The organism is Pseudomonas sp. G1002, from assembly GCF_013385455.1.
GTDB lineage: Bacteria > Pseudomonadota > Gammaproteobacteria > Pseudomonadales > Pseudomonadaceae > Aquipseudomonas.
In genome coordinates this window covers 56,943-81,670 of sequence record NZ_JACAPY010000017.1, presented here as the reverse complement: position 1 = coordinate 81,670, position 24,728 = coordinate 56,943, and the positions used below count along the sequence as shown (strand labels likewise).

General features: G+C 61.8%; 20 protein-coding genes. 9 read left to right on the top strand and 11 right to left on the bottom strand.

What is annotated here, in order from left to right:
- Window positions 1-68: 68 nt before the first annotated feature.
- From HX801_RS08400 to gap, 4 genes are all read right to left on the bottom strand, one after another.
- Window positions 69-2,648, bottom strand: coding sequence for a TonB-dependent receptor (locus HX801_RS08400; protein WP_177021876.1), 2,580 nt, complete (start codon window positions 2,646-2,648; stop codon window positions 69-71).
- A 117-nt stretch (window positions 2,649-2,765) separates the two neighbouring features.
- Window positions 2,766-3,734 (bottom strand): FecR domain-containing protein, encoded by a 969-nt coding sequence (locus tag HX801_RS08395; protein WP_177021875.1) that lies wholly within the window; start codon window positions 3,732-3,734, stop codon window positions 2,766-2,768.
- Window positions 3,735-3,795: 61 nt separating this feature from the next.
- Window positions 3,796-4,314 (bottom strand): RNA polymerase sigma factor, encoded by a 519-nt coding sequence (locus tag HX801_RS08390; RefSeq protein WP_003214115.1) that lies wholly within the window; start codon window positions 4,312-4,314, stop codon window positions 3,796-3,798.
- Between the two features lie 184 nt (window positions 4,315-4,498).
- The gene (gap, locus tag HX801_RS08385) at window positions 4,499-5,500 is read right to left on the bottom strand and encodes a type I glyceraldehyde-3-phosphate dehydrogenase (protein WP_003214117.1); all 1,002 of its coding nucleotides are present in this window, start codon (window positions 5,498-5,500) and stop codon (window positions 4,499-4,501) included.
- A 221-nt stretch (window positions 5,501-5,721) separates the two neighbouring features.
- Between gap and edd the strand changes: the two genes are divergently transcribed.
- From edd to HX801_RS08365, 4 genes are all read left to right on the top strand, one after another.
- Window positions 5,722-7,548 (top strand): phosphogluconate dehydratase, encoded by a 1,827-nt coding sequence (gene edd / locus HX801_RS08380; protein ID WP_003214119.1) that lies wholly within the window; start codon window positions 5,722-5,724, stop codon window positions 7,546-7,548.
- Window positions 7,545-8,501, top strand: a complete 957-nt coding sequence (locus HX801_RS08375) for a glucokinase (RefSeq protein WP_177021874.1) — start codon at window positions 7,545-7,547, stop codon at window positions 8,499-8,501. Before edd ends, HX801_RS08375 begins: the two co-directional genes overlap by 4 nt.
- Window positions 8,502-8,655: 154 nt before the next feature.
- Entirely contained in the window at window positions 8,656-9,387 is a 732-nt protein-coding gene (locus tag HX801_RS08370) for a response regulator (protein WP_003214124.1), read from the top strand.
- Complete coding sequence (locus tag HX801_RS08365; RefSeq protein WP_003214126.1) at window positions 9,377-10,846, top strand: ATP-binding protein; 1,470 nt, start codon at window positions 9,377-9,379, stop codon at window positions 10,844-10,846. Before HX801_RS08370 ends, HX801_RS08365 begins: the two co-directional genes overlap by 11 nt.
- 152 nt (window positions 10,847-10,998) lie before the next feature.
- Here the strand turns inward: HX801_RS08365 and HX801_RS08360 are convergent, their stop codons facing one another.
- Window positions 10,999-11,928, bottom strand: a complete 930-nt coding sequence (locus HX801_RS08360) for an AraC family transcriptional regulator (protein ID WP_003214128.1) — start codon at window positions 11,926-11,928, stop codon at window positions 10,999-11,001.
- A gap of 326 nt (window positions 11,929-12,254) precedes the next feature.
- Between HX801_RS08360 and HX801_RS08355 the strand changes: the two genes are divergently transcribed.
- Both HX801_RS08355 and HX801_RS08350 read left to right on the top strand, forming a co-directional pair.
- Window positions 12,255-12,596 (top strand): antibiotic biosynthesis monooxygenase family protein, encoded by a 342-nt coding sequence (locus HX801_RS08355; protein ID WP_003214130.1) that lies wholly within the window; start codon window positions 12,255-12,257, stop codon window positions 12,594-12,596.
- A 43-nt stretch (window positions 12,597-12,639) separates the two neighbouring features.
- Window positions 12,640-12,888 carry a hypothetical protein gene (locus HX801_RS08350; protein WP_003214132.1) on the top strand — a complete coding sequence of 83 codons (249 nt, stop codon included), beginning with the start codon at window positions 12,640-12,642 and terminating at the stop codon, window positions 12,886-12,888.
- Between the two features lie 141 nt (window positions 12,889-13,029).
- On the opposite strand, the gene HX801_RS08345 is transcribed toward HX801_RS08350, so the two are convergent.
- Window positions 13,030-13,662 (bottom strand): flavin reductase family protein, encoded by a 633-nt coding sequence (locus tag HX801_RS08345; RefSeq protein ID WP_177021873.1) that lies wholly within the window; start codon window positions 13,660-13,662, stop codon window positions 13,030-13,032.
- A gap of 195 nt (window positions 13,663-13,857) precedes the next feature.
- On the opposite strand from HX801_RS08345, the gene HX801_RS08340 reads away from it, so the two are divergent.
- Entirely contained in the window at window positions 13,858-14,613 is a 756-nt protein-coding gene (locus HX801_RS08340) for a hypothetical protein (protein ID WP_102605691.1), read from the top strand.
- 62 nt (window positions 14,614-14,675) lie between these two features.
- On the opposite strand, the gene HX801_RS08335 is transcribed toward HX801_RS08340, so the two are convergent.
- The 4 genes from HX801_RS08335 to HX801_RS08320 all read right to left on the bottom strand — a co-directional run bounded on the left by HX801_RS08335 (window position 14,676) and on the right by HX801_RS08320 (window position 21,111).
- Window positions 14,676-15,995 carry an MFS transporter gene (locus tag HX801_RS08335; RefSeq protein ID WP_003214136.1) on the bottom strand — a complete coding sequence of 440 codons (1,320 nt, stop codon included), beginning with the start codon at window positions 15,993-15,995 and terminating at the stop codon, window positions 14,676-14,678.
- Window positions 15,996-16,284: 289 nt separating this feature from the next.
- Window positions 16,285-17,610 carry a sigma-54 dependent transcriptional regulator gene (locus HX801_RS08330; RefSeq protein WP_177021872.1) on the bottom strand — a complete coding sequence of 442 codons (1,326 nt, stop codon included), beginning with the start codon at window positions 17,608-17,610 and terminating at the stop codon, window positions 16,285-16,287.
- Window positions 17,604-19,370, bottom strand: coding sequence for an ATP-binding protein (locus tag HX801_RS08325; protein ID WP_003214141.1), 1,767 nt, complete (start codon window positions 19,368-19,370; stop codon window positions 17,604-17,606). The genes HX801_RS08330 and HX801_RS08325 overlap by 7 nt, the downstream gene beginning before the upstream one ends.
- Window positions 19,371-19,587: 217 nt before the next feature.
- Window positions 19,588-21,111, bottom strand: coding sequence for a fumarate hydratase (locus HX801_RS08320; RefSeq protein WP_003214142.1), 1,524 nt, complete (start codon window positions 21,109-21,111; stop codon window positions 19,588-19,590).
- Between the two features lie 216 nt (window positions 21,112-21,327).
- Between HX801_RS08320 and HX801_RS08315 the strand changes: the two genes are divergently transcribed.
- Window positions 21,328-22,260 (top strand): iron-sulfur-binding ferredoxin reductase, encoded by a 933-nt coding sequence (locus tag HX801_RS08315; RefSeq protein WP_102369795.1) that lies wholly within the window; start codon window positions 21,328-21,330, stop codon window positions 22,258-22,260.
- Window positions 22,261-22,290: 30 nt separating this feature from the next.
- Complete coding sequence (locus HX801_RS08310; protein ID WP_003214147.1) at window positions 22,291-23,040, top strand: enoyl-CoA hydratase-related protein; 750 nt, start codon at window positions 22,291-22,293, stop codon at window positions 23,038-23,040.
- A 199-nt stretch (window positions 23,041-23,239) separates the two neighbouring features.
- Here HX801_RS08310 and pyk read toward each other — a convergent pair whose 3' ends face one another.
- On the bottom strand, window positions 23,240-24,691 hold the full coding sequence (gene pyk, locus HX801_RS08305) for a pyruvate kinase (protein ID WP_003214149.1): 1,452 nt from the start codon (window positions 24,689-24,691) through the stop codon (window positions 23,240-23,242).
- Window positions 24,692-24,728: the final 37 nt, after the last annotated feature.

The window sequence follows — 24,728 nt, the reverse complement described above, 5'->3', positions numbered from 1 at the left end:
AGACGCGTCACAGTAAAAAATCCTCACCCCGGCGCGGATTAAATTGCGTCGGGATGAGGCTCCATGGATCAGATGTCCCAGATCAGGTTGATCGCAAAGTTGCGGCCCGGCTGGGTCAGGCGGTCGAGGTTGGCCGGGCCGGTCACACCGGCTTCGCCGACGCTGTCGTAGCTGCGCACGTCATCCCAGTTCCAGTATTTCTTGTCCGTCAGGTTGTACAGGCCGCCGTTGATGGTCACGTCGTTGGTGACCTTGTAGAAGCCGGTCAGGTCGACGATGCCGAAACCCGGGGTCTTGAACGGGCCGTTGGCGCTGTTGCCGTCAGGGGCGAAGAAGGTGGTGCTGTCGACGCGGTCCTGTTTCTTGACCAGGGTCCAGCTGACCAGCGCACCGTAGTTCTGCTGGTCATAGCCCAGGCCGAACACGCCCTTGAGCGGGTTGACGCTGTTCAACGGTTCGCCGTTGTCGTCATTGCGCCCGTAGGTGTAGGCAATCGAGCCTTGGGTATACAGGCCCTGCGGTGCGCCGAATGCGTCGAGGCTCAAGCGGCCCTTGGCCTCCACGCCCTTGATGGTGGCGTGCTTGATGTTGTTGGCTTCGAACTGCTGGACGGTGCCACCGGCAACCGAGGCATCTTCGTCGATGAAATCACGGTACTTGTTGTAGTACACCGCCACATCAAACGAGCCCGAGTCGAAGTTGCCGCGAATCCCGGTTTCGACACCCCGGCTGCTTTCCGGCTTGAGGTCCGGGTTGGGTTCGACGGTGTAGCCCTGCTGCAGGTTTTCAAAGCGGCCATACAAGGCCTTGGCCGATGGCGTGCGATAGCCTTCGGCGTATTGGCCGAACCAGGTGTATTGCTCGGTCAGGGCATAAGTGATGCCGAATTTTGGCGTTACACGGTGCCAGTTCTTTTCCGAATCGCTGTGGTCGTAGATGCGTGTCGGGTCAACGGTATTGAGGAATTCCTGGGTCAGCTTGGGTTTGAGCTGGATGTAGTCGTACCGTACGCTGGGCAGGAAGGTCCACTTGTCCCAGGCAATCTGGTCCTGGGCAAACAGCGCGTAGGAGTTGATGGTCGGGTCGGGGAAGTCGCTGGCTTTTTTCACGCTGTCGGCGGCCGACGGGCTTGGTGCACCGATGGCGGTGCAGCCTGCGCCGACCGCCAGGCAGGTCGCGGCGCCCTCACGGGAACCGGTGACTTTCTGCTGCTTGAGGGTGGTGCCGTAGGTCACGACATGGTCGGTTTCGCCGATGCTGAAAGCCTTGTCCAACTGCGCGTCGAATACCCACTGCTTCTCTTCGTACAGGGTCTCGCGGGTGCGCAATACCTTGCGCGATGGCTGGTAGATTTCTGCGGTGGTCTGGTCGGTCTTGGCGATCTGGTAGTTGAGGCTGGTCTTGATGTGATCGGCAATCGGCGAGTCGAGGGCGAACTTGTTTTCGATGCCGAAGCGTTCGCGGGTGATGGTGTCGTTGCCCGTGCGGCCGCGGTAGAAGTTGAAGCCCTGGCCACCGACAAACGGGCCACCCACTGCGTTTTTCAGGTTGGTGTCGCGATCGTCCTTGAACTTCTCGTAGGTCAGGCCCAGGCGGTTGTCTTCGCCGTAGTTCCAACCCAGTTTGGCCAGCACGTTGGTGGTGCGCGCATCTTCCGGGTTGGCGCCGGTGCGGGCCAGGCCGGTGGCGTTATTGCCGTCGTAGGATTCCATCTCGTGACCGTTGCGCTGGCTCAGGTGCAGCAAGCCGTCGAAGTCCTGCACGCGACCGGCGACGGTGCCGGAGGTCAGCCAGCTCTCATCGGCGGAGCTGTAGCCGGTCTTCAGGCGCGCGCCGTAGTCCTGGCCGGGCTTGATGATGTCGTTGGGGTCGAGGGTGAAATAGCTCACCGCGCCGCCGATGGCGCTGCTGCCGTACAAGGCCGAGGCCGGGCCGCGCAGGATTTCCACGCGCTTGACGATTTCCGGGTCGACGTAGTTGCGGCGGGTCTTGGCGTAGGGGCCGTTGAAGAAGTTGTCGGGGACTTCGACGCCGTCCACCTGGGTCAAGATGCGGTCGCCGTCGATCCCGCGAATGTTGTAGCCGGCATTGCCGGAGCGGGTGCCGGCACCGCCCACCGAAACACCTGGCTCATAACGCACCAGTTCACGGATGGTGTTGACGTTCTGGCGGTCCAGTTCTTCGCGGTCGTGCACGGTCACGGTGCTGGGCACGCTGTCCACGGCCTGTTCCTGGCGGGTGGCACTGATGGTCATCTGTTGCAGGGTGATGGCGCCGACGGCGACGCGTTTTTCCAGCACGATGTTGTTGTTGCCCAGTTTGCGATAGCCCAGGTTGGTCCCCACCAACAGCCGGTCCAGGGCTTTATCCGCCGGCAATGAGCCGCGCACGCCAGGGGACGACACACCCTGGCCCAGCTCAGCGGGCAGGCCGACTTGCCAGCCGGTCACTGCGGTGAAGGCGTTCAGCGCCGAGACCAGAGATTGCTGCTCGATGCTGAAGCTGTAGTTGCCCTGGCTGCGGCTGGCAGGCTCGGCGGCGGTGGCGGCCATGACGGGCGCACCGGCCAACAGGATTGCGGCCGTCAGCAGCGACAAGCCGTGGCGGCGAACGGGCGAAGAGGACCGGCGGTTGAAACGAGACGACATCGAGAGCGCTCCGGAAGGTACGAATCTTATAGTTGCGCACTGAATCAAATAGGAATCAGTTGCATTGGCTATAACGAGACGTATCGTCGCTGGCTATCGAGTAAAAATAATTCTCATTTAGTTCAGGATCACCAGCGCCGGGTATTCCGAGAGCTTGGCCGAGGTGATGTGGGCCAGGGAGCGCACCACGTCGAGCGGCTGGTCGAGCCGGTAATTGCCGGTGACGGCCACGCTGGCGAGCCTGTCGTTGTTGTTGACGATCCAGCCGGGGTAGTAGCGACGCAATTCGGCCAGCACTTCGCTCATCGGGCAGTTTTCGAAGATCAGCCGGCCGTCGACCCAGGCCAGGTCCTTGGTGGTGTCGAGTTTGGCCGGTTGGCCGAAGCCCTTGGGCCCGATGCGGATACTTTCACCGGCGCTCAGGCGCACCCGCGCGTCGTCAAACGTGTTGCTCAGGTCGACATCACCACGCTGTACCTGAACCTGGGCTTCACCGTTCAGGTAGCGCACCGCGAAAGAGGTGTCCCTCACGCTGGCGCGCACCGGGCCGGCGTCGATTTCCAGGGGCAGGCCACGGCTGGGCAGCACTTCGAAAAACGCCTCGCCCTGATACAGGCGGGCGATGCGCTGGTGGTCCTTGATGCTGCTGGAGAAGGCTGAATTGGTGTTGAGCAACACTTTCGAGCCATCGTCCAGCTGCAGGCGCTGGCGCTCGCCCACCACGGTCAGATGGTCGGCCTGCAGGCGCATAGGCAGGTTGCTGAAGCTGAACAGGCCCAGCAGCAACACGGCGGCAGTGGCCAGGGGCTTCCAGTGCGGTTTGATACGGCGCCAGGCGCTGGGTTTGCGTGGCGCACTCAGGGCGACGGCAGCGCTGTGAACGGGCGCTCCGCTCCAGGCAGTCTGGGCCTTGATGAAGGCTTCGGCGTTTAACGGGTCGTTGGCGAGCCAGGCTTCAAATTCCGCTTGCTGCCCAGGTTGCGGGCACTGCAAGGCGATCAGCCAGTCGAGGGCTTGGTCCATGGCCGCGTCTTGCAACACCTCATGAGCCAGCTCATGGGGGTGCCGTTTATTCGGTTCCGTCACGGTGTTCCTCGGGTCTTCGCCACGTTTTAATCAATAGTCCTACAGACTGTGCCGACAAAGCTTAAGGACGATCCAGTCTTTCGGCCACACCTATGCAGATGGCCATGATCAGTTTCAGTTCCTTCTGCACGGTGCTCAGGGACACGTCGAGCTTGTCGGCGATCTCCTGATAGCTGCAACCGTGCAGGCGGCTGAGGATGAATATCTGCTGCTGGCGGGCGCTCAACTGGCCGAGGCTGACACTCAGGTGCTCGAGCAATTGCTCGGCCTGTGTCGCGTCTTCGGGGGTGCTGACGGGGGAGGCGACGCTTTGCAGGACGTCCAGCGGGACATCTTCCTGCAGGGTGCGGGCCTGAATCCTGCGGGCGCGCAGGTGATCCAGCGCCAGGTTGCGCGCCGTCTGGTAGACAAAGGGTTCGAGGTGGTCGATCGGCCGTTCGCTCAGGGCCCGGGTAACGCGCAGGTAGGTTTCCTGCAACAGGTCCTCGGCGGTGCTGTGGTTATTCACCATCCGCTGCAAGGTGCGCAGCAAAATCACCCGTTGGGTGAGGAAGACTTGGTTGAAACGAGATTGGCTCACAGTGATACCAGACCGATTTGCAGCGAATGATAATGCTTATCATCAACGCAAATGGCAAGTGGCACTTTGGATTACTGTAGGAGCGAGCTTGCTCGCGAAGGGCGTCAACGATATCGCTGGCATCCTGAATAAACGCGGTGGTTTTGCGTTTTTCGCGAGCAAGCTCGCTCCTACAGGCCGAGCATTACTCGGCGTTGCACAGCGCCAGGCAGTTATCCAGCATCCGGTTCGAGAAGCCCCACTCATTATCGTACCAGGCCAGCACTTTCAGCAGTTTGCCGCTCACTTTGGTGTGATTGGCGTCGAAGATCGACGAAAGCGGGTTATGGTTGAAGTCACTGGAAACCAGCGGCAGGGTGTTGTAGCCGAGGATTTTCGAGTGCTGGCTGGCTTCTTTCAGCAGCGCGTTGACCTGCTCGGCACTGGCTTCTTTTTTCAGTTGCACGGTGAGGTCCACCAGCGACACGTTGATCACCGGTACACGCACGGCCATGCCGGTCAGCTTGCCTGCCAGTTCCGGCAGCACCAGGCCCACGGCTTCGGCAGCGCCGGTCTTGCTCGGGATCATGTTCTGGGTGGCCGAGCGCGCGCGGTACGGGTCGGTGTGGTAGACGTCGGTCAGGTTCTGGTCGTTGGTGTAGGCGTGGATGGTGGTCATCAGGCCGCTTTCGATGCCCAGCTCGCGGTGCAGCACCTGGGCCACTGGCGCCAGGCAGTTGGTGGTGCAGGAAGCGTTGGAGATGATCTGGTGGGATTGACGCAAAATGTCATGGTTTACCCCGTACACCACGGTGGCATCGGCGCCCTTGGCCGGGGCCGAGATGATTACCTTGCGCGCGCCGGCGGTAATATGGGCGGCGGCCTTGTCACGGTCGGTGAACAGACCGGTGCATTCGAACACCACGTCCACCTTGTGCGCAGCCCACGGCAGGTCGGCCGGGTTGCGAATGGCACTCACGGCAATCCGGTCACCATTCACGGTCAGGCTTTCCTGATCATGAGCGACCTCTGCGTCGAAAGTACCGTGGACGGTGTCGTATTTAAGCAGGTGGGCATTGATCGAGCTGTCGCCGAGATCGTTGATGGCGACGATCTGCAAATCCTGACGGTAGCCTTGGGTATAAAGTGCGCGCAGGACATTACGGCCAATACGGCCAAAACCATTGATAGCGATACGTAGAGTCATTGGAAGGTGCCTGTCGTCGATTTGTTGTAAGAATTACAAGATTATTCGCATAAAAATAGAAAACAAGCCTTTTTAGTGGCAATATTTTGTTCAATCTACAACGAGTGACCTGAATCAACTGGTCCGATTGGTCAAGCAACACCCTGCCAACCTCTTCGCGGCGGGCTTTTGACCAGCATAGACACTCAGGTCGCCACATCCGTTAGCCTGGAGTTCTATACATGCATCCCCGCGTACTTGAGGTCACCGAACGGCTTATCGCCCGCAGCCGTGCAACCCGTGAGGCATACCTTGCGCTCATTCGCGGCGCTGCCAGCGACGGCCCGATGCGCGGCAAGCTGCAATGCGCCAACTTTGCCCACGGCGTGGCCGGGTGTGGCACCGAAGACAAAAACAGCCTGCGCATGATGAACGCCGCCAACGTGGCAATTGTTTCGTCATATAACGACATGCTGTCGGCCCACCAGCCATACGAACATTTCCCCGAGCAAATCAAAAAGGCCCTGCGTGAAGTCGGTTCTGTTGGCCAGTTCGCCGGCGGTACCCCCGCCATGTGCGACGGCGTGACCCAGGGCGAGCCAGGCATGGAGCTCAGCCTGCTGAGCCGCGAAGTGATTGCCATGTCCACAGCGGTAGCGCTGTCCCACAACATGTTCGACGCCGCGCTGATGCTGGGTATCTGCGACAAGATCGTCCCCGGCCTGATGATGGGCGCCCTGCGCTACGGCCACCTGCCGATGATCTTCGTACCGGGCGGCCCGATGCCGTCGGGGATCTCCAACAAACAGAAAGCCGACGTGCGCCAGCGCTACGCCGAAGGCAAGGCCACCCGCGAAGAGCTGCTGGAATCGGAGATGAAGTCCTACCACAGCCCGGGCACCTGCACCTTCTACGGCACCGCCAACACCAACCAGTTGCTGATGGAAGTCATGGGCCTGCACCTGCCGGGCGCCTCGTTCGTCAACCCGTACACGCCGCTGCGTGACGCCCTGACCCGCGAAGCCGCGCACCAGGTCACGCGCCTGACCAAGGCCAACGGCAGCTTCACGCCGATCGGCGAGATCGTCGACGAGAAATCCATCGTCAACTCCATCATCGCCCTCAACGCCACTGGTGGGTCCACCAACCACACCCTGCACATGCCGGCCATCGCCATGTCGGCGGGCATCATCCTGACTTGGGATGACATGGCCGACCTCTCCGAAGTGGTGCCGACCCTGTCCCACGTGTATCCAAACGGCAAGGCCGACATCAACCACTTCCAGGCGGCGGGAGGCATGTCGTTCCTGATCCGCGAACTGCTGGAAGCCGGCCTGCTGCACAACGACGTCAACACCGTGGCCGGTCATGGCCTGAGCCGCTACACCCAGGAACCGTTCCTAGTGGACGGCGAGCTGGTATGGCGTGAAGGCCCGATCGAAAGCCTCGACGAAACCATTCTGCGTCCCGTGGCCCGTGCGTTTTCCCCGGAAGGCGGCCTGCGGGTAATGGAAGGCAACCTCGGCCGGGGTGTGATGAAGGTTTCCGCCGTGGCCCTCGAACATCAAATCGTCGAAGCCCCGGCCGTGGTGTTCCAGGACCAGCAAGACCTGGCCGACGCGTTCAAGGCCGGTGAGTTGGAAAAAGACTTTGTTGCGGTGATGCGTTTCCAGGGCCCGCGCTCCAACGGCATGCCGGAATTGCACAAGATGACCCCGTTCCTGGGCGTGTTGCAGGATCGTGGCTTCAAAGTGGCGTTGGTAACAGACGGGCGCATGTCCGGCGCCTCGGGTAAGATTCCCGCCGCGATTCACGTCAACCCCGAAGCCCAGAGCGGCGGGCCACTGGCACGTGTGCGCGATGGCGATATCATTCGCGTGGATGGCGTCAAAGGCACCTTGGAGCTTAAGGTGGACGCCGAAGAATTTGCCGCGCGCGCGCCTGCCACGGGCCTTCTGGGCAATAACGTGGGGGCCGGTCGCGAGTTGTTTGCGTTTATGCGTTTGGCTGCAAGCTCCGCAGAGCAGGGCGCCAGCGCCTTTACCTCTGCCTTGGAGACACTTAAGTGAAGCTAGCGCTGGTCGGTGATATCGGTGGTACCAACGCCCGTTTTGCGTTGTGGCGGGATCAGGAGCTGCATTCGATCCGCGTCCATGCGACGGCGGATCATGCCAGCCCGGAAGAGGCGATCCAGGTCTATCTGAAGGAAGAAGGCCTGGCCATCGGCTCGATTGGCGCGGTGTGCCTGTCGGTCGCGGGGCCGGTGAGTGGAGATGAATTTAAATTCACCAACAATCACTGGCGCCTGAGCAAGACTGCGTTCTGCAAGACCTTGCAGGTGGACGAGCTGCTGCTGGTGAATGATTTCTCGGCCATGGCCCTGGGCATGACCCGCCTGAAGCCCGACGAATTCCGCGTGGTGTGCGAAGGCACGCCGGAGCCGTTGCGCCCTGCGGTGGTGATTGGCCCGGGCACTGGCCTGGGCGTGGGCACCTTGCTCGACCTCGGCCATGGCCGTTGGGCGGCATTGCCGGGGGAGGGCGGCCATGTCGACCTGCCCGTGAGCAGCCCGCGTGAAGTCCAGCTGTGGCAGCACATCTACAATGAGATCGGCCATGTCAGCGCTGAAACTGCCTTGAGCGGTGGCGGTTTGCCCAGGTTGTACCGGGCGATCTGCGCGGTGGACGGTCACGAGGCGGTTCTGGAAACTCCCGAAGCCATCACTGCCGCTGGCCTGGCGGGTGACCCGATAGCCCTGGAAGTGCTGGACCAGTTCAGTATCTGGCTGGGCCGCGTTGCCGGTAACAACGTGCTGACCACCGGCGGTCGTGGTGGCGTGTACATCGTGGGTGGGGTGATCCCGCGCTTTGCCGATTTCTTTATCAAGAGTGGTTTTGCCAGGAGTTTTGGCGACAAGGGCTGCATGAGCGACTACTTCAAAGGCATTCCGGTGTGGCTGGTGACGGCACCGTATTCAGGGTTGACAGGTGCTGGTGTGGCGCTTGAGCAGGCATTTGCGTAGGCAGTGATGGCCTCTTCGCGAGCAAGCCCGCTCCCACATTCAATCCCATTCCAACTGGATGAATGAGGTCGAATGTGGGAGCGGGCTTGCTCGCGAAGGCGGCCTCAAGGGCAACAAATGACTTAAGCTTGGCCATAACAACAAGGAGGACCCCGTGAGCGTAATCAGTAAATCCATTCTCCTGGTCGACGACGACCAGGAAATCCGCGAGTTGCTGCAAACCTACCTCAGCCGCGCCGGTTTCCAGGTGCGTGGCGTGCCGGATGGCGCGGGGTTCCGCCAGGCGATGAACGAAGCGCCGTGCGACCTGGTGATCCTTGATGTGATGCTGCCGGACGAAGACGGCTTCAGCCTTTGCCGCTGGATCCGCCAGCACCCGCGCCAGGCGCAGGTGCCGATCATCATGCTAACCGCCAGTTCCGACGAAGCCGACCGCGTCATCGGCCTGGAGCTGGGTGCCGACGATTACATCGGCAAACCCTTCAGCCCCCGTGAGCTGCAGGCCCGTATCAAGGCCCTGTTGCGGCGTTGCCAGTTTGGCCAGGAGCGCAGCGGGGGCGAGGTGCTGGTGTTTGGCGAGTGGCGCCTGGACATGGTCAGCCACCGGCTGTTCCACGTCGACGGCGAGGAAGTGATTCTTTCCGGCGCCGATTTTGCCCTGCTCAAACTGTTCCTCGACCACCCCCAGCAAATCCTCGACCGCGACACCATCGGCAACGCCACCCGTGGCCGCGACCTGATGCCCCTGGACCGGATTGTCGACATGGCCGTCAGCCGTCTGCGCCAACGCCTGCGCGACACCGAAAAACCACCCCGGCTGATCCGCACCGTGCGCGGCAGTGGCTATCAATTGGCAGCCAGCGTGGTTGCCGGCAATGCCCACTGAGCGCCTGCGTGAACTGCGCCGGCGCATCCCGGTACCGCGTTCGCTGCTGGGGCGGATGTTACTGCTGACCCTGTTGGCGGTGCTGTTTGCCCAGGCGTTGTCCAGCGTGATCTGGGTCTCGCAATTGCGCGCTACCCAGCTTGAAGGCCTGGTAACCGCCGCCCGCAGCCTGGCGCATTCGATGACCGCCAGCGTCAGTTATTTCCGCTCGTTGCCGGTGGCCTTCCGGCCGTTGGTACTGGACCAGTTGCGCAGCATGGGCGGTACCCGGTTTGTGGTGACGCTCAACGACAAGCCCCTGGACATGGCGGTATTGCCGGAAACCCCGCGCAAGCATGCAGTGCTCGGTGCTGTCGAAGAAGTGTTGCGCCAGACCCTGGGCAGCGACGTGCATGTTTCGGTGGAGTTCGTCAGCGCCGAAGACCTGCGCATCTTCAACGCCGGCTTGAAACTCGATGAATTGCCGCGCTCCTGGGCGCATTACGCGTTGACCCTGGAACCGGTGAATCCGCCGGTGTTGGTCACCCAGATCCAGCTGGCCCAGGGCGAATGGCTCTACATTGCCTCCTTGCTGCCCGAACCCTATACCAGCCTCGAAGAACAAGGCCTGCCATACCAGCAGGTGTGGTTTATCGTGCTCACCAGCGGCTTCCTGCTGCTGTTTATCGGCCTGTTGGTGCACTGGCAAAGCCGTCCACTCAAGCGCCTGGCGAGGGCGGCGCGGGACATGTCCCTGGGCGCCGACGTGGAGCCGGTGGCCGAAGGCGGCGGCAGCGAAGTGGTGGAAGTAGGCCGCGCGTTCAATGCCATGCGCGAACGCATCAGCCGTTACCTGACCGAACGCAGCCAGCTGTTCAGCGCCATTTCCCACGACCTGCGCACACCCATCACACGCCTGCGGTTGCGGGTGGAATTGCTGGAAGACGAGAACCTGCAAGCCAAGTTCGGCCGCGACCTGGATGAACTGGAGTTGCTGGTCAAAGGCGCGTTGCAGTGCGTGAAGGACACCGACATCCACGAAAACATCGAACCGGTGGACCTCAACCACGTACTCGACTGCCTGGTGGAGCCGTACCTGGCGCCCAACGGCAATGGGCGCGTGACCCAACATGGTCGGGCACTTACGACGTACCCGGGCAAGCCGCTGGCGCTCAAGCGCTGCATCGGCAACCTGATCGACAACGCCCTGAAGTACGGGCAGAACGCCCATTTGCATATTGAAGACGATGGCGCGGAATTCATCCTTCACGTCGACGACGAAGGCCCGGGCGTGCCGGAACAGCGCCTGGAGCAGGTCTTCGAGCCGCACTTCCGCCTGGCCGGGCAGCAACAGGGTTACGGCCTGGGCCTGGGCATCGCCCGCAACATTGCCCACAGCCATGGCGGTGAAGTGAGTTTGCAGAATCTGCGGGAGGGCGGTTTGCGGGTGACCTTGCAACTGCCTCGTGGCCTGGATTGAACACCACCAATACCGCAGCTGATTGAGTACTTGTGGCGAGGGAGCTTGCTCCCGTTGGGGCGCGAAGCGGCCCCAAAAGATGGGACTGCTGCGCAGTCCAACGGGAGCAAGCTCCCTCGCCACATTATTAGTATCCGGTGTTATAACCGTGGTTAGACGCTCTGGCGCAACCTGGCCAGATCCCGCAACGGCGGCGCACCAAACAGCCGGCTGTATTCGCGGCTGAACTGTGATGGGCTCTCATAGCCCACCCGATACCCCGCCGCCGAGGCTTCCAGGCCCTCGGCGATCATCAACCGCCGAGCCTCCTGCAAGCGCAACTGTTTTTGGTACTGCAACGGGCTCATGGCGGTCATCGCCTTGAAGCGGTGGTGCAAGGTCGAGACGCTGAGGTTCACTTCCTTGGCCAGGTCATCAATGCGCAGGGGCTGTTCGTAGTTGCCGTTCAACCAGGTGATCGCCTGGCTCACCCGATGGCTCTGACTGTTGGCGACGGCAATTTCATACAGCCGATAACCCTGTGGACCGCGCAACAGGCGATAGAGAATTTCCCGATTGATCAGCGGCGCGAGCATTGCGATGTCTTTCGGTGCGTCGAGCAATCGGGTCAGGCGCAGCACGGCGTCCAGTAGCTGGCTGTCCAGGCGGTCGACATACATCCCTCGGGAGGTCGGGCGCGGGGGCACGCCCATCGGCCCGGCTTCGGCAATCAGTGCGGTGATCTGTGCCGGGTCGATATTCACCCGAATCGACAGGTTGGGGTCTTCCGGCGTGGCATCAAGGATGCGCCCGGCCACCGGCATCGCTACCGAAAACACCAGGTAATTGAGCGGGTCGTAGGCGAAGACTTCATCCGCCAGGCGCACTTCCTTGCTGCCCTGGGCGAGGATGCACAGCGCGGGTTCAACCAGCACCGGCGTAAATTCACGCGGGGAGTTATGGCGGTTGAGATACAGCGACGTGATCGCCGTGCCGTAGGAACCATCCTCCCAGGTATGCCGGCGAACGATGCCGGCGAGTTCTGCGCGCTGCTTTTCCATATCGGCGTCGAGGGGTTTGGAGCGAAGTTCGGGCGACGACATGGGACATCCTCTGGTGCTTTGACGATGGGCACAGCTTAAGGGCGGCTTTGCAAAAAGCGGTATTTCGATTCTGCACAATCCTTGCCTGATCCTGCGAAAAATCGTGAATCAGGCAAGCCGGGGCCTGTCATGCCCCTGAAATACGGCAGTCATGCCGGGAATAAACTTCGCAGGCCGATTGCTATATCTACGTATCTCGCAGGATTGTGCAATAAGCCAGCAGGAATTGACTAACCGCATCCACACCCGCGCCCGTATCTTTGATCCTGTGGCAACACGCCCTCACAGTGCTTGCCGAGCATCACTTCTCAACGGGAGAGTCGAACATGTCCACCCCCATTCCCGCGAGCCATATGGCCTTTATCCGTGCCCGTACCGGGTACAGCACCGAACTGGGTGCACGCTTGAGCAGTTTGATCGAACCGGGCCGCCAGGCTCAGGGTTGCCTGCAATTCTCGTTGCAGCACTCCCTGGCCGACCCGGATGTGTGGTTGGTGTCGGGCTTCTGGAGCAGCGAGCAGGCGATGAGTGCCTACTTCAGCTCGCCGGCGCTGATGGTCTTCACCGAGTTGTTGAATGACATGGTGGTTCGCAGTATGGACTTCCAGACCTTTACCGACGCCTCGGCGGCCAATGCCTATGGCGAGTACCTGCAACTGGCGGGCTAGTGCTTTAGAATGGCCGCCTTTCCCATTGGCCAGGACCTGCAACATGGCACGTAAAGAGTTTGCCCACCACGAAGCCGTTTCCGCCTTGGTGCGTGAAGAAGAGGGTGGCTATAGCGCCGCCATCGCCGTCAAGGCGCTGGATGGCATGGGCGCACCGCGCTTTCACAAGATCCTCGATGGACAGACGTTCAAGACTGCCTCCGACGCCGACGATGCCGCAGCTCTGCAACTGGAGCGCTTGGTCGATGTAGATGAAGACGGTCAGCTCTCTTGGGCAACTTCCGCCAACTAAAAACACCGCTGATCCAAATCTGGGAGCGGGCTTGTGTGGGAGCGGGCTTGCTCGCGAATGCGGTGGATCAGTTGGCATATGCATTGACTGATACGCCCCCTTCGCGAGCAAGCCCGCTCCCACATTTTTATCTCGTTCCAATCAGCGTTTCGCGGCGCCTGGGCGGTACATTTTGAACAGCGCTTCCGGCCCCAACTGAAAATAATCCGCCGGGCCACCTCCACGCAGGATCGGCTGGGCGGCAGCCGTGTCGTACACCCCGTCTTTCAGCAGCCATTTGGCGATATGCACCGCGACCACCTCGCCGAGCACCAACCAGCTTGGCACCAGCTCCTTGTCGGCGCGCTGCAGCTGAATGATCTGCGTCACCTTGCACTCGAACGACACCGGGCTTTCGGCCACGCGAGGCACGGCGATCACCTTTGAAGCCACCGGCGTCAAGCCGGCCAATTCAAACTCGTTGACCTCGGGTGATACCGGCGCGCAACTCTGGTTCATCTGCTCGGCCAGCGGGCGGGTAGCCAGGTTCCACACGAATTCGCCAGTCTGTTCGATGTTGTTCAGGCTGTCTTTGCGCCCGACACTGGAAAACCCAATGATCGGCGGAATGTAGTTGAACGCGTTAAAGAAACTGTAGGGCGCCAGGTTCAGGCGGCCCTGGCTGTCGTGTGACGAAATCCAGCCAATCGGGCGCGGGCCGACAATCGCATTGAACGGGTCATGGGGCAGGCCGTGGCCGTTGGCGGGTTCGTAGAAATGAATATCGTCGGACATGGCCGGGGTTCCTGCTGCGCGGTTCTGGGGAGGGCACCATAGTGCAATCCGGCGCGGCGGATTTCTATCATCCATATGGAATTTTCATACAGCCCCCACCTATTTTTCACAGCTCCCGGGTCAGTCTGCGCGCCAGGTCGACACCCCCTGTAAGTCGACCGATTGAACGACTGAGCCTTTGGAGCCTTCTGCACAATGAACAAACTTCCTCAGATCACCCTGGCGTTCTGGGTCATGAAAATCTGCGCCACGACCCTGGGCGAAACCGCCGGGGACTTGCTGTCGATGACCTTGAATGTCGGCTACGCCATCAGCTCGATGATCCTGATCAGCGTGTTCCTGGTCACTCTGGTGACGCAACTCTGGTCGAAAACCTACAACCCGGTGCTGTACTGGATCGTGATCCTGTCCACCAGCACCGCCGGCACCACCATGTCGGACTTTATGGACCGCACGCTGGGGCTGGGTTATGCCACGGGCTCGATGATTCTGGTGTCGATCCTGGTGGCGATCTTTGCCCTGTGGCGTATCAGCGGCGACTCGCTGAACGTGAACAAGGTGCAGACCTTTCGCGGTGAGCTGTTCTACTGGATGGCGATCCTGTTCTCCAACACCCTGGGCACGGCGCTGGGTGATTTCCTCGCGGATGATTCCGGGCTGGGGTTCGCTGGTGGCGCGTTGCTGATCGGAGCGAGTATCGCGGTGGTGGTGTTGCTTAAATACTTCACGCGGATTTCGTCGGTGCTGCTGTTCTGGGTGGCGTTTGTGTTGACCCGGCCGTTCGGCGCAACCCTGGGTGACTTCCTGACCAAACCCCATGAAAAGGGCGGGCTGGACTTTGGCACCATCGGCTCGTCGGCCGTGTTGGCGGCGGTGCTGGTGGTGATGATTGCCGGGGCGGCGTATGCCCAGCGTCGGTATGGACGCCAGGCGGCTGCCGAGCTGTCTTGAGGGCAATGAAAAAGGGCCGTGTCATTGACTGACATGGCCCTTTTTTTACGCCTGCCGAACCCTTAGTCCGTAGTAATCCGCGAATGCTTGCGGGTGTCCTTCATGGTCACATACACCAACAGCGACACCGCAATACACGCGGTGACGTACCAGTAGTAACCGGTTTCCATACCAATGCTCTTGAACCACAGCGCGATGTATTCAGCGGTGCCGCCGAAGATCGACACGGTCAGCGCATAGGGCAAGCCAACGCCCAGAGCGCGGATTTCGGTGGGGAACAATTCGGCCTTCACCACGGCGTTGATCGAGGTGTAGCCGCTGACGATGATCAGCGCCGCCATGATCAGGAAGAACGCGCCCCACCAGGTCTGGATGGTGTGCAGGGTGGTGAGGATCGGCACGGTGAACAGGGTGCCGAGGACGCCGAAGGCGATCAGGATCGGCCGGCGGCCAACCTTGTCCGACAGCCCGCCGATGATGGGTTGCAGGCACATGAACAGGAACAGCGTGGCCGCCGAAATGGTGGTGGAGTCGGAGATGCTCATGCCGACGGTGTTCACCAGGTATTTCTGCATGTAGGTGGTGTAGGTGTAGAACGCCAGGGTGCCGCCCATGGTCAGGCCGACCACGGTCATCAGTTCCTTGGGGTGGCGCATCAAGGTGCGCATTGCGCTTTCCTTGGCCTTTTCTTTCTTGGTGAACGACTCGGTTTCTTCCATGCCACGACGCAGGTACAGCGCCACTACCGCGCACAGGGCGCCGATGGCGAACGGGATACGCCAGCCCCAGTCGTACAGTTGTTCGGTGGTCAGCAATTGTTGCAGCACGATCAATACCGCCAGGGCGATGAGCTGGCCGGAGATCAGGGTCACGTACTGGAAGCTGGAGTAGAAGCCCCGACGTTCCTTGGTCGCCATTTCGCTGAGGTAAGTGGCGGAGGTGCCGTATTCACCGCCGACCGACAGGCCCTGCAGCAAACGGGCGAATACCAGCAGGATCGGCGCACCGATACCAATGGCTTCATAGCCCGGGCTCAGGGCAATCAGCAAAGAGCCGAAGCACATCAGGTACACCGAGGCCATCAAGGCTTTTTTACGCCCGACCTTGTCGGCGTACAGGCCCATCAGCCAGCCACCGATCGGGCGCATCAGGAAGCCCACGGCGAAGATCGCGGCGGTGTTCAGGAGTTGGGCGGTGGTGTCGCCTTTCGGGAAAAAGGTCTTGGCGAAATACAGGGAGAAAGCCGCGTAGACGTACCAGTCGTACCACTCGACCATGTTGCCGACCGATCCGCTGAAGATCGACCTGATACGGCTGGAGGTGGTGCGTCCTTTTGCCGGCGCAGTCGCCGACCCCAGAGGCAGGGAGTTGGAGTTATCCATTTAAGGATCCTTCATCTAATTGTTTTTGTGGAGCGCGCGGTAGCGCAGCCTGGCTGGGCTATAGCAGGAGCTGTGCCAAGCCGATGAAGGCCCGGTCTAGAAGGGTTTGCGGAAATTTTTGAGCGGAAAATTGCTGATGAATCAAGGGGGATGAGCGGAAATCCGCCGACGAAGATCGCTCCCACGCTCTGCGTGGGAGCGCATCCTGTGACGTTCCGCGTCATGATTTTAAGGGCGGACGCGGAGCGTCCAGAGCTGCATTCCCACGCGGAGCGTGGGAACGATCGGGTTAGAGGAACGTATCCCGCGCCAGGCCATGGCGCTGCATTTTTTCATTGAAGGTGCGCCGTGGCAGTTGCAGCTCGGCCAGCACCGCCTTGATATCGCCTTTGTGCCGGGTCAGCGCGGCTTTCAGGCAATGGGCTTCAAATGCTTCCTGCTGCGCCGCCAACGATTGCCCCGCTTCGATGCCTTCCGGCTCCGGTTCACCCAGCCCCAGCACCTGGCGTTCCGCGGCATTGGCCAGCTCCCGCACATTCCCCGGCCAGTCATGGCTGAGCAGGCGCCCCAGCGCGGGTCCGCTCAGCGGCGCGAAGTTGCGGCCCAGGCGCTCGGCGGCGCTTTGTGCAAAGTGCTCGAACAGCAGGGGAATGTCTTCCCGGCGTTCCCGCAGCGGTTGCAGGCGCAGTTGTGCGACGGTCAGGCGATAGGCCAAGTCCTCGCGAAAACGCCCGGCGCGAGCTTCGTCCAGCAGGTCGGGTTTGGTGGCGGCGATGATCCGCAAGTCCACCTTGATGCTTTGATTGGAACCGAGCCGTTCGAGTTTTTGCTCCTGCAACACCCGCAGCAATTTCACCTGCTGGGCCAGCGGCATGCTTTCGATCTCATCGAGAAACAGCGTGCCGCCATTGGCGTATTCCAGCTTGCCGATGCGCTTGCCCTGGGCGCCGGTGAACGCGCCACTTTCATGGCCGAACAGCTCGGCTTCAAACAGCTGCTCGGGAATCGCCGCGCAGTTCAGCGCCACAAACGGCTTCTTCGCCCGGGGGCCGAAATCATGCAGGCAACGGGCGACCAGCTCCTTGCCGCTGCCGGTTTCGCCGCGAATCAACACATTGACCGGCAAGCCGGCCAGGTCCAGGACTTGCCGGCGCAGGTTCTGCAAACCCCGGGACACCCCCAGCAGGCTCGATTCCAGTTGGGCACGGTGATCGGCCTGCTGATGCAAGCGGCGGTTTTCCAGCACCAGCCCGCGCTTGTCCAGCGCCCGGCGCAGGCTGCTGAGCAGGGCTTCGGGGCTGAAGGGTTTTTCGAGGAAGTCGTAGGCGCCGTCGCGCATGGCTTCGACGGCCATCGGCACATCGCCGTGGCCGGTGAGCAGAATCACCGGCAGGTCGGCGTCACGCCGCTGCACTTCAGCCAGCAACTCCAGGCCGCTGAGGCCGGGCATGCGCACGTCGCTCAGGATCACCCCGGGAAAGTCCCTGGGCAATTGCGCCAGGCATTCTTCGGCGCGGCCGAACAACTGCACCTCAAAGCCCGACAGGCTCAGCCATTGCTCGACGGCCGTGCGAATGCTGGCTTCGTCATCGACTACAATCACCGCGTTCAACATAGGTCTGGTGTCTCCAGCGCGATGGGCAAGGTCAGGGTAAAGATCGCCCCGTCACCTTGATTGCCGGCGCTCAGGCGCCCGCCAAGTTCGTGGACGATAGCGTACGACACGGCGAGCCCCAAGCCGAGCCCGTCGCCTACCGGCTTGGTGGTGAAGAACGGGTCGAACACGCTGTTGAGGTTTTCCTCGGCGATCCCGCCGCCGCTGTCGCTGACGGTCAGGTGCCATAGCTGCTGATCGGCGTGCAGACGGATCTCCAGGCGCTTGCGTGGCTTGTCGGCCATGGCGTCGAGGGCGTTGCGCAGCAGGTTGATCAGCACCTGTTCGAGGCGGATCGCGTCGCCGCGTACCCAGGCCGGGCGGGTCAGGTCCAGTACGGTGCCGATGGCTTCGTCCCGCAGGCGCGCATCGAGCAAGTGCAGGGACTGGTCCACCACCGTCGCCAGGTCGAGGCGTTCGCGCAGGCCGCTGGGGCTCTTGCGGGCGAAGGTCTTGAGGTGGCCGGTGAGCGCGGCCATGCGTGTGAGCATGTCGTCCAGCGGGGTCAGGGCCTGGTAGGCGTCGTCCACCCGGCCATGGTCCAGCAGCAGCCGCAGAGTCGCCAACTGCATGCGCTGGGCGGTCAATGGCTGGTTGATTTCGTGAGCGAGGGCGGCAGACATCTGCCCCAGCGCTGCCAGTTTGGCGGATTGCACCAGGCCATCCTGGGCAGTACGCAGGGCGCGGGTGCGTTCTTCCACCAGTTGTTCAAGTTCTTCGCGGCTGCGCTGGCGCAAGCGGGCGAGGCGCCAGCGCTGGGTCAGGAACAGCACCAGGAACACCAGCGCCAGCCATGAGCCGGCGGCGGCGAGGCCGGCGTTGCGTTGGTCTTCAAAGGCAAATTGTGGCTTGCGCAGCAGGTGCAAGGTCCAGCCTTCGGCCTTCAGCGGCAGGGATTCCCAAATGTAATTGGCCTTGCCGTCGGGGCCGTCGACGCGCATCAGGTGGCTGTTTTCGTCAAAGCGCTGCAACGCTTCGGTGTCCAGCGGCAGCAATTGTTTCTTGTCGTATTGGCGGGTGGCCTTGAGTTCGGCGTGGTCGCTGTCCGACAACGGACGCAGCGCGCGGTAGCGCCAGCCCGGCTGATTGGCGATAAACACAATGCCCCGGGCATCGCTGACCAGCAGCAAGTCATTGCCCTGGGCCCACTCGCGCTCCAGTTCCGGGAACTCCAACTTGACCACCATGGCGCCGAGGAACTGCTCGTTCTCGCCGACCACCGCGCTGGAGAGGAAATACCCCGGAATCCCGGTGGTCACGCCCACTGCATAAAAACGCCCGGTGCCCTGGCTCAGGGTTTGGCTGAAGTAGGGACGAAACGCGTAGTTGTGCCCCACATAACTGCTGGGCAGGTTCCAGTTGCTGGCGGCCACGGCGAGGCCGTTGCGGTCCATCAGTTCCAGGGTCGAGGACTGGGCGGCGCCGTTGATGCGCTCCAGCTTGCGGTTGAGCAAATCCTGGGTGGCGGTGTCCAGCGGGCCCTTCAGGGCGCTGATCATTTCCGAGTCCAGGGCCAGCACGGCGGGCAGGGCGCGGTAACGTTCGATCAGGGTGTGCAGGGAGTTGCCATAAAGCATGAGCTGCTGATTGGCGCGGGCGGCGTCATCCACCAGGGCCAGGCGTTCGGCGTGGCGGGTGGCCAGGGCGGCAGCCAGCATCGCACCGGCGATGATCAGCAGGGAGTAGAAGGTCAAACGCAAAGGCCGGGGAATCGCGATCATTCGAGGATGAACAGTGCAATTGGGGGCGAGCACCATAGCATGAGGCGCATGGCTGTTGTGGCGAGGGAGCTTGCTCCCGCTGGGGCGCGTAGCGGCCCCAAAAAAATGGGAGCGCTGCGCACTGGAGCGGGAGCAAGCTCCCTCGCCACAGTGAGAGGTGCATGAAACAAAAAAAGGCGACCGTAGTGGTCGCCTTTTATCCTTGCAGGGGAAATGCTTACTGCACTTCAACCGCCAGGCTTTCACTGATCTTTTTCTGCCAGATGGCAGGACCGGTGATGTGTACCGACTCACCCTTGCTATCAACGGCAACGGTGACCGGCATGTCTTTCACGTCGAACTCGTAGATCGCTTCCATGCCCAGCTCGGCGAACGCCACGACGCGGGACTTCTTGATGGCCTGGGCCACCAGGTAAGCCGCGCCGCCCACTGCCATCAGGTAAACCGCCTTGTGGTCCTTGATCGCTTCGATAGCGGTCGGGCCGCGCTCGGATTTGCCGATCATGCCCAACAGGCCGGTTTGTTCGAGGATCTGGCGGGTGAACTTGTCCATCCGCGTGGCGGTGGTCGGACCGGCAGGCCCCACCACTTCTTCGCGCACCGGATCAACCGGGCCGACGTAGTAGATGAAGCGACCCTTGAGGTCCACCGGCAGGGTTTCGCCCTTGTTCAGCATCTCGACCATGCGCTTGTGCGCGGCGTCGCGACCGGTGAGCATCTTGCCGTTGAGCAACACGGTTTCGCCCGGCTTCCAGCTCTGCACGTCTTCCGGGGTCAGGGTGTCGAGGTTGACGCGACGGGCCGACGGGCCGGCTTCCCAGACGATTTCCGGGTAGGCGTCCAGCGGTGGCGCTTCGAGCGATGCAGGGCCCGAGCCGTCGAGCACGAAGTGCGCATGACGGGTGGCGGCGCAGTTGGGGATCATGCACACCGGCAGCGAGGCTGCGTGGGTCGGGTAGTCCATGATTTTCACGTCGAGCACGGTGGTCAGGCCACCCAGGCCCTGGGCGCCGATGCCCAGTTGGTTGACCTTCTCGAACAGCTCCAGGCGCATCTCTTCGATACGGTTGGACGGGCCGCGCTTCTTCAGCTCGTGGATGTCGATGGATTCCATCAACACTTCCTTGGCCATTACCGCGGCTTTCTCGGCGGTGCCGCCGATGCCGATGCCAAGCATGCCCGGTGGGCACCAGCCGGCGCCCATGGTCGGAACGGTCTTGAGCACCCAGTCGACGATCGAGTCGGACGGGTTGAGCATGGCCATTTTCGACTTGTTCTCGGAACCACCGCCCTTGGCGGCCACGTCCACTTCCACGGTGTTACCCGGGACGATGGAGTAGTGGATCACGGCAGGGGTGTTGTCCTTGGTGTTTTTACGCGCACCGGCCGGGTCGGCGAGGATCGAAGCCCGCAGGACGTTTTCCGGCAGGTTGTAGGCCTGGCGCACGCCTTGGTTGATCATGTCGTCCAGGCTCATGGTGGCGCCATCCCAGCGCACGTCCATGCCTACACGTACAAATACGGTGACAATCCCGGTGTCCTGGCAGATCGGGCGGTGGCCGGTGGCACACATGCGCGAGTTGATCAGGATCTGAGCCATGGAGTCACGGGCCGCTGGCGATTCTTCGCGCAGGTAGGCCTCGTGCATCGCCTGGATGAAGTCAACGGGATGGTAGTAGGAAATGAATTGCAGGGCGTCGGCAACGCTCTGAATCAGGTCGTCTTGCTTGATCACGGTCATGAGTCGCGCTCCTCTATAAGGGAACATTCAATAAAGGTGGCGTCAGTGTTGCATCGGTCGGCTGAAGCCACCTTTCCAAGGCACGCCAAAGTGGTGCAGGCGCGACGCTAAAAAGGCGCGGCAGTATAACCCGCCACGGTGGCCGATACACCCGACTATGGTCAAACTCTACCGGGCGTGATTCCCTGTAGACGCCTTTTTGATCCGAGACCCTTGATGCCTGAACTTCACGTCGGTGAACGCCACTGGTCGGTAGCCGCCGGCAGCAACCTGCTGGATGCCCTGAACCAGGCGGGCGTGGCCGTGCCTTATAGTTGCCGCGCCGGCAGCTGCCATGCCTGCCTGGTGCGTTGCCAGGGTGATATCCAGGACAACCAGCCGGATGCCCTGAGCCCGGCGCAGCGCCAGGATGGCTGGCGCCTGGCGTGCCAGTGCCAGGTCGCAGGTGACTTGCAGGTCGAAGCCTTCGACCCGCTGCGTGACGGGTTGCCGGCGACGGTGTTGAGCGTCGATTGGTTGAACCCGAGTGTACTGCGCCTGCGGCTGCAACCCGAACGCGGCTTGCGCTACCGGGCAGGGCAGCATCTGGTGTTGTGGGCCGGCAGCGTTGCGCGGCCTTATTCATTGGCCAGCCTGCCCCAGGAAGATCCGTTTCTCGAATTTCACATCGATTGCCGCCTGCCCGGCGAATTCAGCGACGCCGCCCGCCAATTCAAGGCCGGTGACAGCCTGCGCCTGGGCGAATTGCGGGGCGGCGCCTTGCAGTACGACCCCGACTGGCAATCGCGGCCGCTCTGGCTGCTGGCCTCGGGCACCGGACTCGGCCCGCTATGGGGCGTGTTGCGCGAGGCCTTGCGCCAGGATCACCAGGGCGCCATCCGGGTCATTCACCTGGCCCATGACGCGGGCGGTCATTACCTCGCCGGGCCATTGGCCCAGCTGGCTGGTGCGCATCCGAACGTGACCGTTGAGCTATGGACAGCGGCTGAGGTGACGCAGGCGTTGGCGCAACTGCGGCTTGTTTCCCGGCAAACTCTGGCTTTACTCTGCGGGCACCCGGCCAGTGTCGAGGCCTTTTCCAAGCGCCTGTTCCTGGCCGGACTGCCGCGCAATCAACTGCTGGCCGATGTGTTCCTGCCCCGTGGTTGAGCGCTGAATTTCCCAGCCGCGAGATTTGTCATGACCGATGCCATCCTGCAGCAACGCGAACGCGGGTTGCTGATTTTGCAGCTCAATCGCCCGGACAAGAAAAATGCCCTGACCCGCGCCATGTACAGCCAATTGGCCGAGGCACTGGAGCAGGCGGATGCCGATACGAGCGTCAACGCCGTGTTGATCCAGGGCAGCAGCGAGTGCTTCACCGCCGGTAACGATATTGGCGACTTCCTCGAACAACCGCCGGCGGATCTCGACAGCCCGGTCTTCAATTTCATGCGCAGCTTGCTCAACTGCCGCAAGCCGGTGATTGCGGCAGTGGCGGGCGTGGCGGTGGGAATTGGCACGACGCTGCTGCTGCATTGTGACCTGGTGTATGTCAGCCGGGATGCACGGTTGCGCATGCCGTTCGTCAACCTGGGGCTGTGTCCGGAGTTTGGGTCCAGCTTGATCCTGCCGCGCTTGCTGGGGCATGCCAAGGCGGCGGAGTTGCTGCTGCTGGGTGAAGGGTTCACCGGCGAACAGGCTGCCGCCTGGGGCATTGCCACCGAGGCATTGGGTAGCGGTGAATCGGCCCTGGCCAAGGCGCGGGAAATTGCTGGACGGTTTGAGACCCTGGCGCCGGGCGCGGTGCAGGTCAGCAAGCATCTGATGAAAAGCGTTGATCGCGAGCAGTTGCGCAAGGTGATCGAGGAGGAGGGGGCGTTGTTTACCCAGAGGTTGAAGTCGCCGGAGGCGATTGCGGCGTTGTCGGGGTTTATCACTCGGAGATGAATGAGCGTTGACTGGTCGGCCGTCTTCGCGAGCAAGCCCGCTCCCACATTCGACCGTGTTTCTTCAGGATGTACGCGATCAAATGTGGGAGCGGGCTTGCTCGCGAATAGGCCAGTAAAGCCAACACACAAGCCAATTTGCAATGCAAAAAGCCCCGCCATTCACATGGCAGGGCTTTTGTTTTTCAGCGAGCGGTCACTCAGACCATTGGGTCGCCAACGTGCAGGATCTTCATGCCGTTGGTGCCGCCGATGGTGTGGTAGCTGTCGCCCTTGGTCAGGATGACCCAGTCGCCTTTCTCCACGACGCCGCGCTTGAGCAACTCGTCGATCGCGGCCTGGCTGACTTGCTCAGGCGGTAGCGATGCCGGGTCGAACGGTACGGTGTAGACGCCGCGGAACATGGCCGCACGGGCCTGGGTTTCGCGGTGCGGGGAGAACGCGTAGATCGGGATCGAGGAACGGATGCGCGACATGATCAACGGCGTGTAGCCACTTTCGGTCAGGGCGATGATCGCTTTCACACCCGGGAAGTGGTTGGCGGTGTACATGGCCGCCAGGGCGATGCTCTGGTCGCAGCTTTCGAAGACCTTGCCGATACGGTGGCTGGAGGTCTTGCTGGTCGGGTGCTTTTCAGCACCGACGCAGATGCGTGCCATGGCCTGCACGGCTTCCAGCGGGTACGGGCCAGCCGCACTTTCAGCTGAAAGCATCACGGCGTCGGTGTAGTCGAGCACGGCGTTGGCCACGTCGGACACTTCGGCACGGGTTGGCATCGGGTTCTGGATCATCGACTCCATCATCTGGGTCGCAACGATCACCGCCTTGTTGTGGCGACGTGCGTGCAGGATGATTTTCTTCTGGATACCGATCAGCTCGGCGTCACCGATTTCCACACCCAGGTCGCCACGGGCAACCATCACGGCGTCGGAAGCCTTGATCAGGCCGTCGAGGGTTTCGTCATCGGCCACGGCTTCGGCGCGTTCGATCTTCGCCACCAGCCAGGCAGTGCCGCCGGCTTCGTCGCGCAGTTTACGGGCGTATTCCATGTCGGCGGCGTCGCGCGGGAAGGATACCGCGAGGTAGTCCACTTCCATTTCGGCGGCGAGCTTGATGTCGGCCTTGTCTTTTTCAGTCAGGGCCGGGGCAGTCAGGCCACCGCCACGACGGTTGATGCCTTTGTGGTCCGACAGCGGGCCGCCGATGATCACGGTGCAATTCAGTTCGGTCGGGGTGGCGGTGTCGACGCGCATTACCACACGGCCGTCGTCCAGCAGCAGTTCGTCGCCCACGCCGCAGTCTTTCACCAGGTCCGGGTAGTCGATACCCACGACTTGCTGGTTGCCTTCGGTCAGGGGATGGCTGGTGGAGAAGGTGAACTGGTCACCGATCTTCAGCTCGATCCGCTTGTTGGCAAATTTGGCGATACGGATTTTCGGGCCTTGCAGGTCACCCAGCAACGCCACGAAGCGGCCATGCTTGGCGGCCAGGTCACGCACCAGCTTGGCGCGAGCCTTGTGCTCGTCCGGGGTGCCGTGGGAGAAGTTCAGACGGGCAACGTCCAGGCCAGCCAGAATCAGCTGTTCGAGGACTTCCGGCGAGTTACTGGCCGGGCCAAGGGTGGCGACGATTTTGGTACGACGGACGGACATGCACGGACTCCTGAGTTCAAGCGCTGGGGAAGGCTAC

Excerpts from the sequence above, each read along its gene's own strand:
- HX801_RS08400 (WP_177021876.1), bottom strand. The coding sequence starts at position 2,648 with ATGTCGTCTCGTTTCAACCGCCGGTCCTCTTCGCCCGTTCGCCGCCAC.
- edd (WP_003214119.1), top strand. The coding sequence starts at position 5,722 with ATGCATCCCCGCGTACTTGAGGTCACCGAACGGCTTATCGCCCGCAGC.
- pyk (WP_003214149.1), bottom strand. The coding sequence starts at position 24,691 with ATGTCCGTCCGTCGTACCAAAATCGTCGCCACCCTTGGCCCGGCCAGT.
- HX801_RS08340 (WP_102605691.1), top strand. The coding sequence starts at position 13,858 with ATGAACAAACTTCCTCAGATCACCCTGGCGTTCTGGGTCATGAAAATC.
- HX801_RS08325 (WP_003214141.1), bottom strand. The coding sequence starts at position 19,370 with ATGATCGCGATTCCCCGGCCTTTGCGTTTGACCTTCTACTCCCTGCTG.
- HX801_RS08365 (WP_003214126.1), top strand. The coding sequence starts at position 9,377 with ATGCCCACTGAGCGCCTGCGTGAACTGCGCCGGCGCATCCCGGTACCG.
- HX801_RS08330 (WP_177021872.1), bottom strand. The coding sequence starts at position 17,610 with ATGTTGAACGCGGTGATTGTAGTCGATGACGAAGCCAGCATTCGCACG.
- HX801_RS08360 (WP_003214128.1), bottom strand. The coding sequence starts at position 11,928 with ATGTCGTCGCCCGAACTTCGCTCCAAACCCCTCGACGCCGATATGGAA.
- HX801_RS08320 (WP_003214142.1), bottom strand. The coding sequence starts at position 21,111 with ATGACCGTGATCAAGCAAGACGACCTGATTCAGAGCGTTGCCGACGCC.
- HX801_RS08355 (WP_003214130.1), top strand. The coding sequence starts at position 12,255 with ATGTCCACCCCCATTCCCGCGAGCCATATGGCCTTTATCCGTGCCCGT.
- HX801_RS08315 (WP_102369795.1), top strand. The coding sequence starts at position 21,328 with ATGCCTGAACTTCACGTCGGTGAACGCCACTGGTCGGTAGCCGCCGGC.
- gap (WP_003214117.1), bottom strand. The coding sequence starts at position 5,500 with ATGACTCTACGTATCGCTATCAATGGTTTTGGCCGTATTGGCCGTAAT.
- HX801_RS08345 (WP_177021873.1), bottom strand. The coding sequence starts at position 13,662 with ATGTCCGACGATATTCATTTCTACGAACCCGCCAACGGCCACGGCCTG.
- HX801_RS08335 (WP_003214136.1), bottom strand. The coding sequence starts at position 15,995 with ATGGATAACTCCAACTCCCTGCCTCTGGGGTCGGCGACTGCGCCGGCA.
- HX801_RS08350 (WP_003214132.1), top strand. The coding sequence starts at position 12,640 with ATGGCACGTAAAGAGTTTGCCCACCACGAAGCCGTTTCCGCCTTGGTG.
- HX801_RS08310 (WP_003214147.1), top strand. The coding sequence starts at position 22,291 with ATGACCGATGCCATCCTGCAGCAACGCGAACGCGGGTTGCTGATTTTG.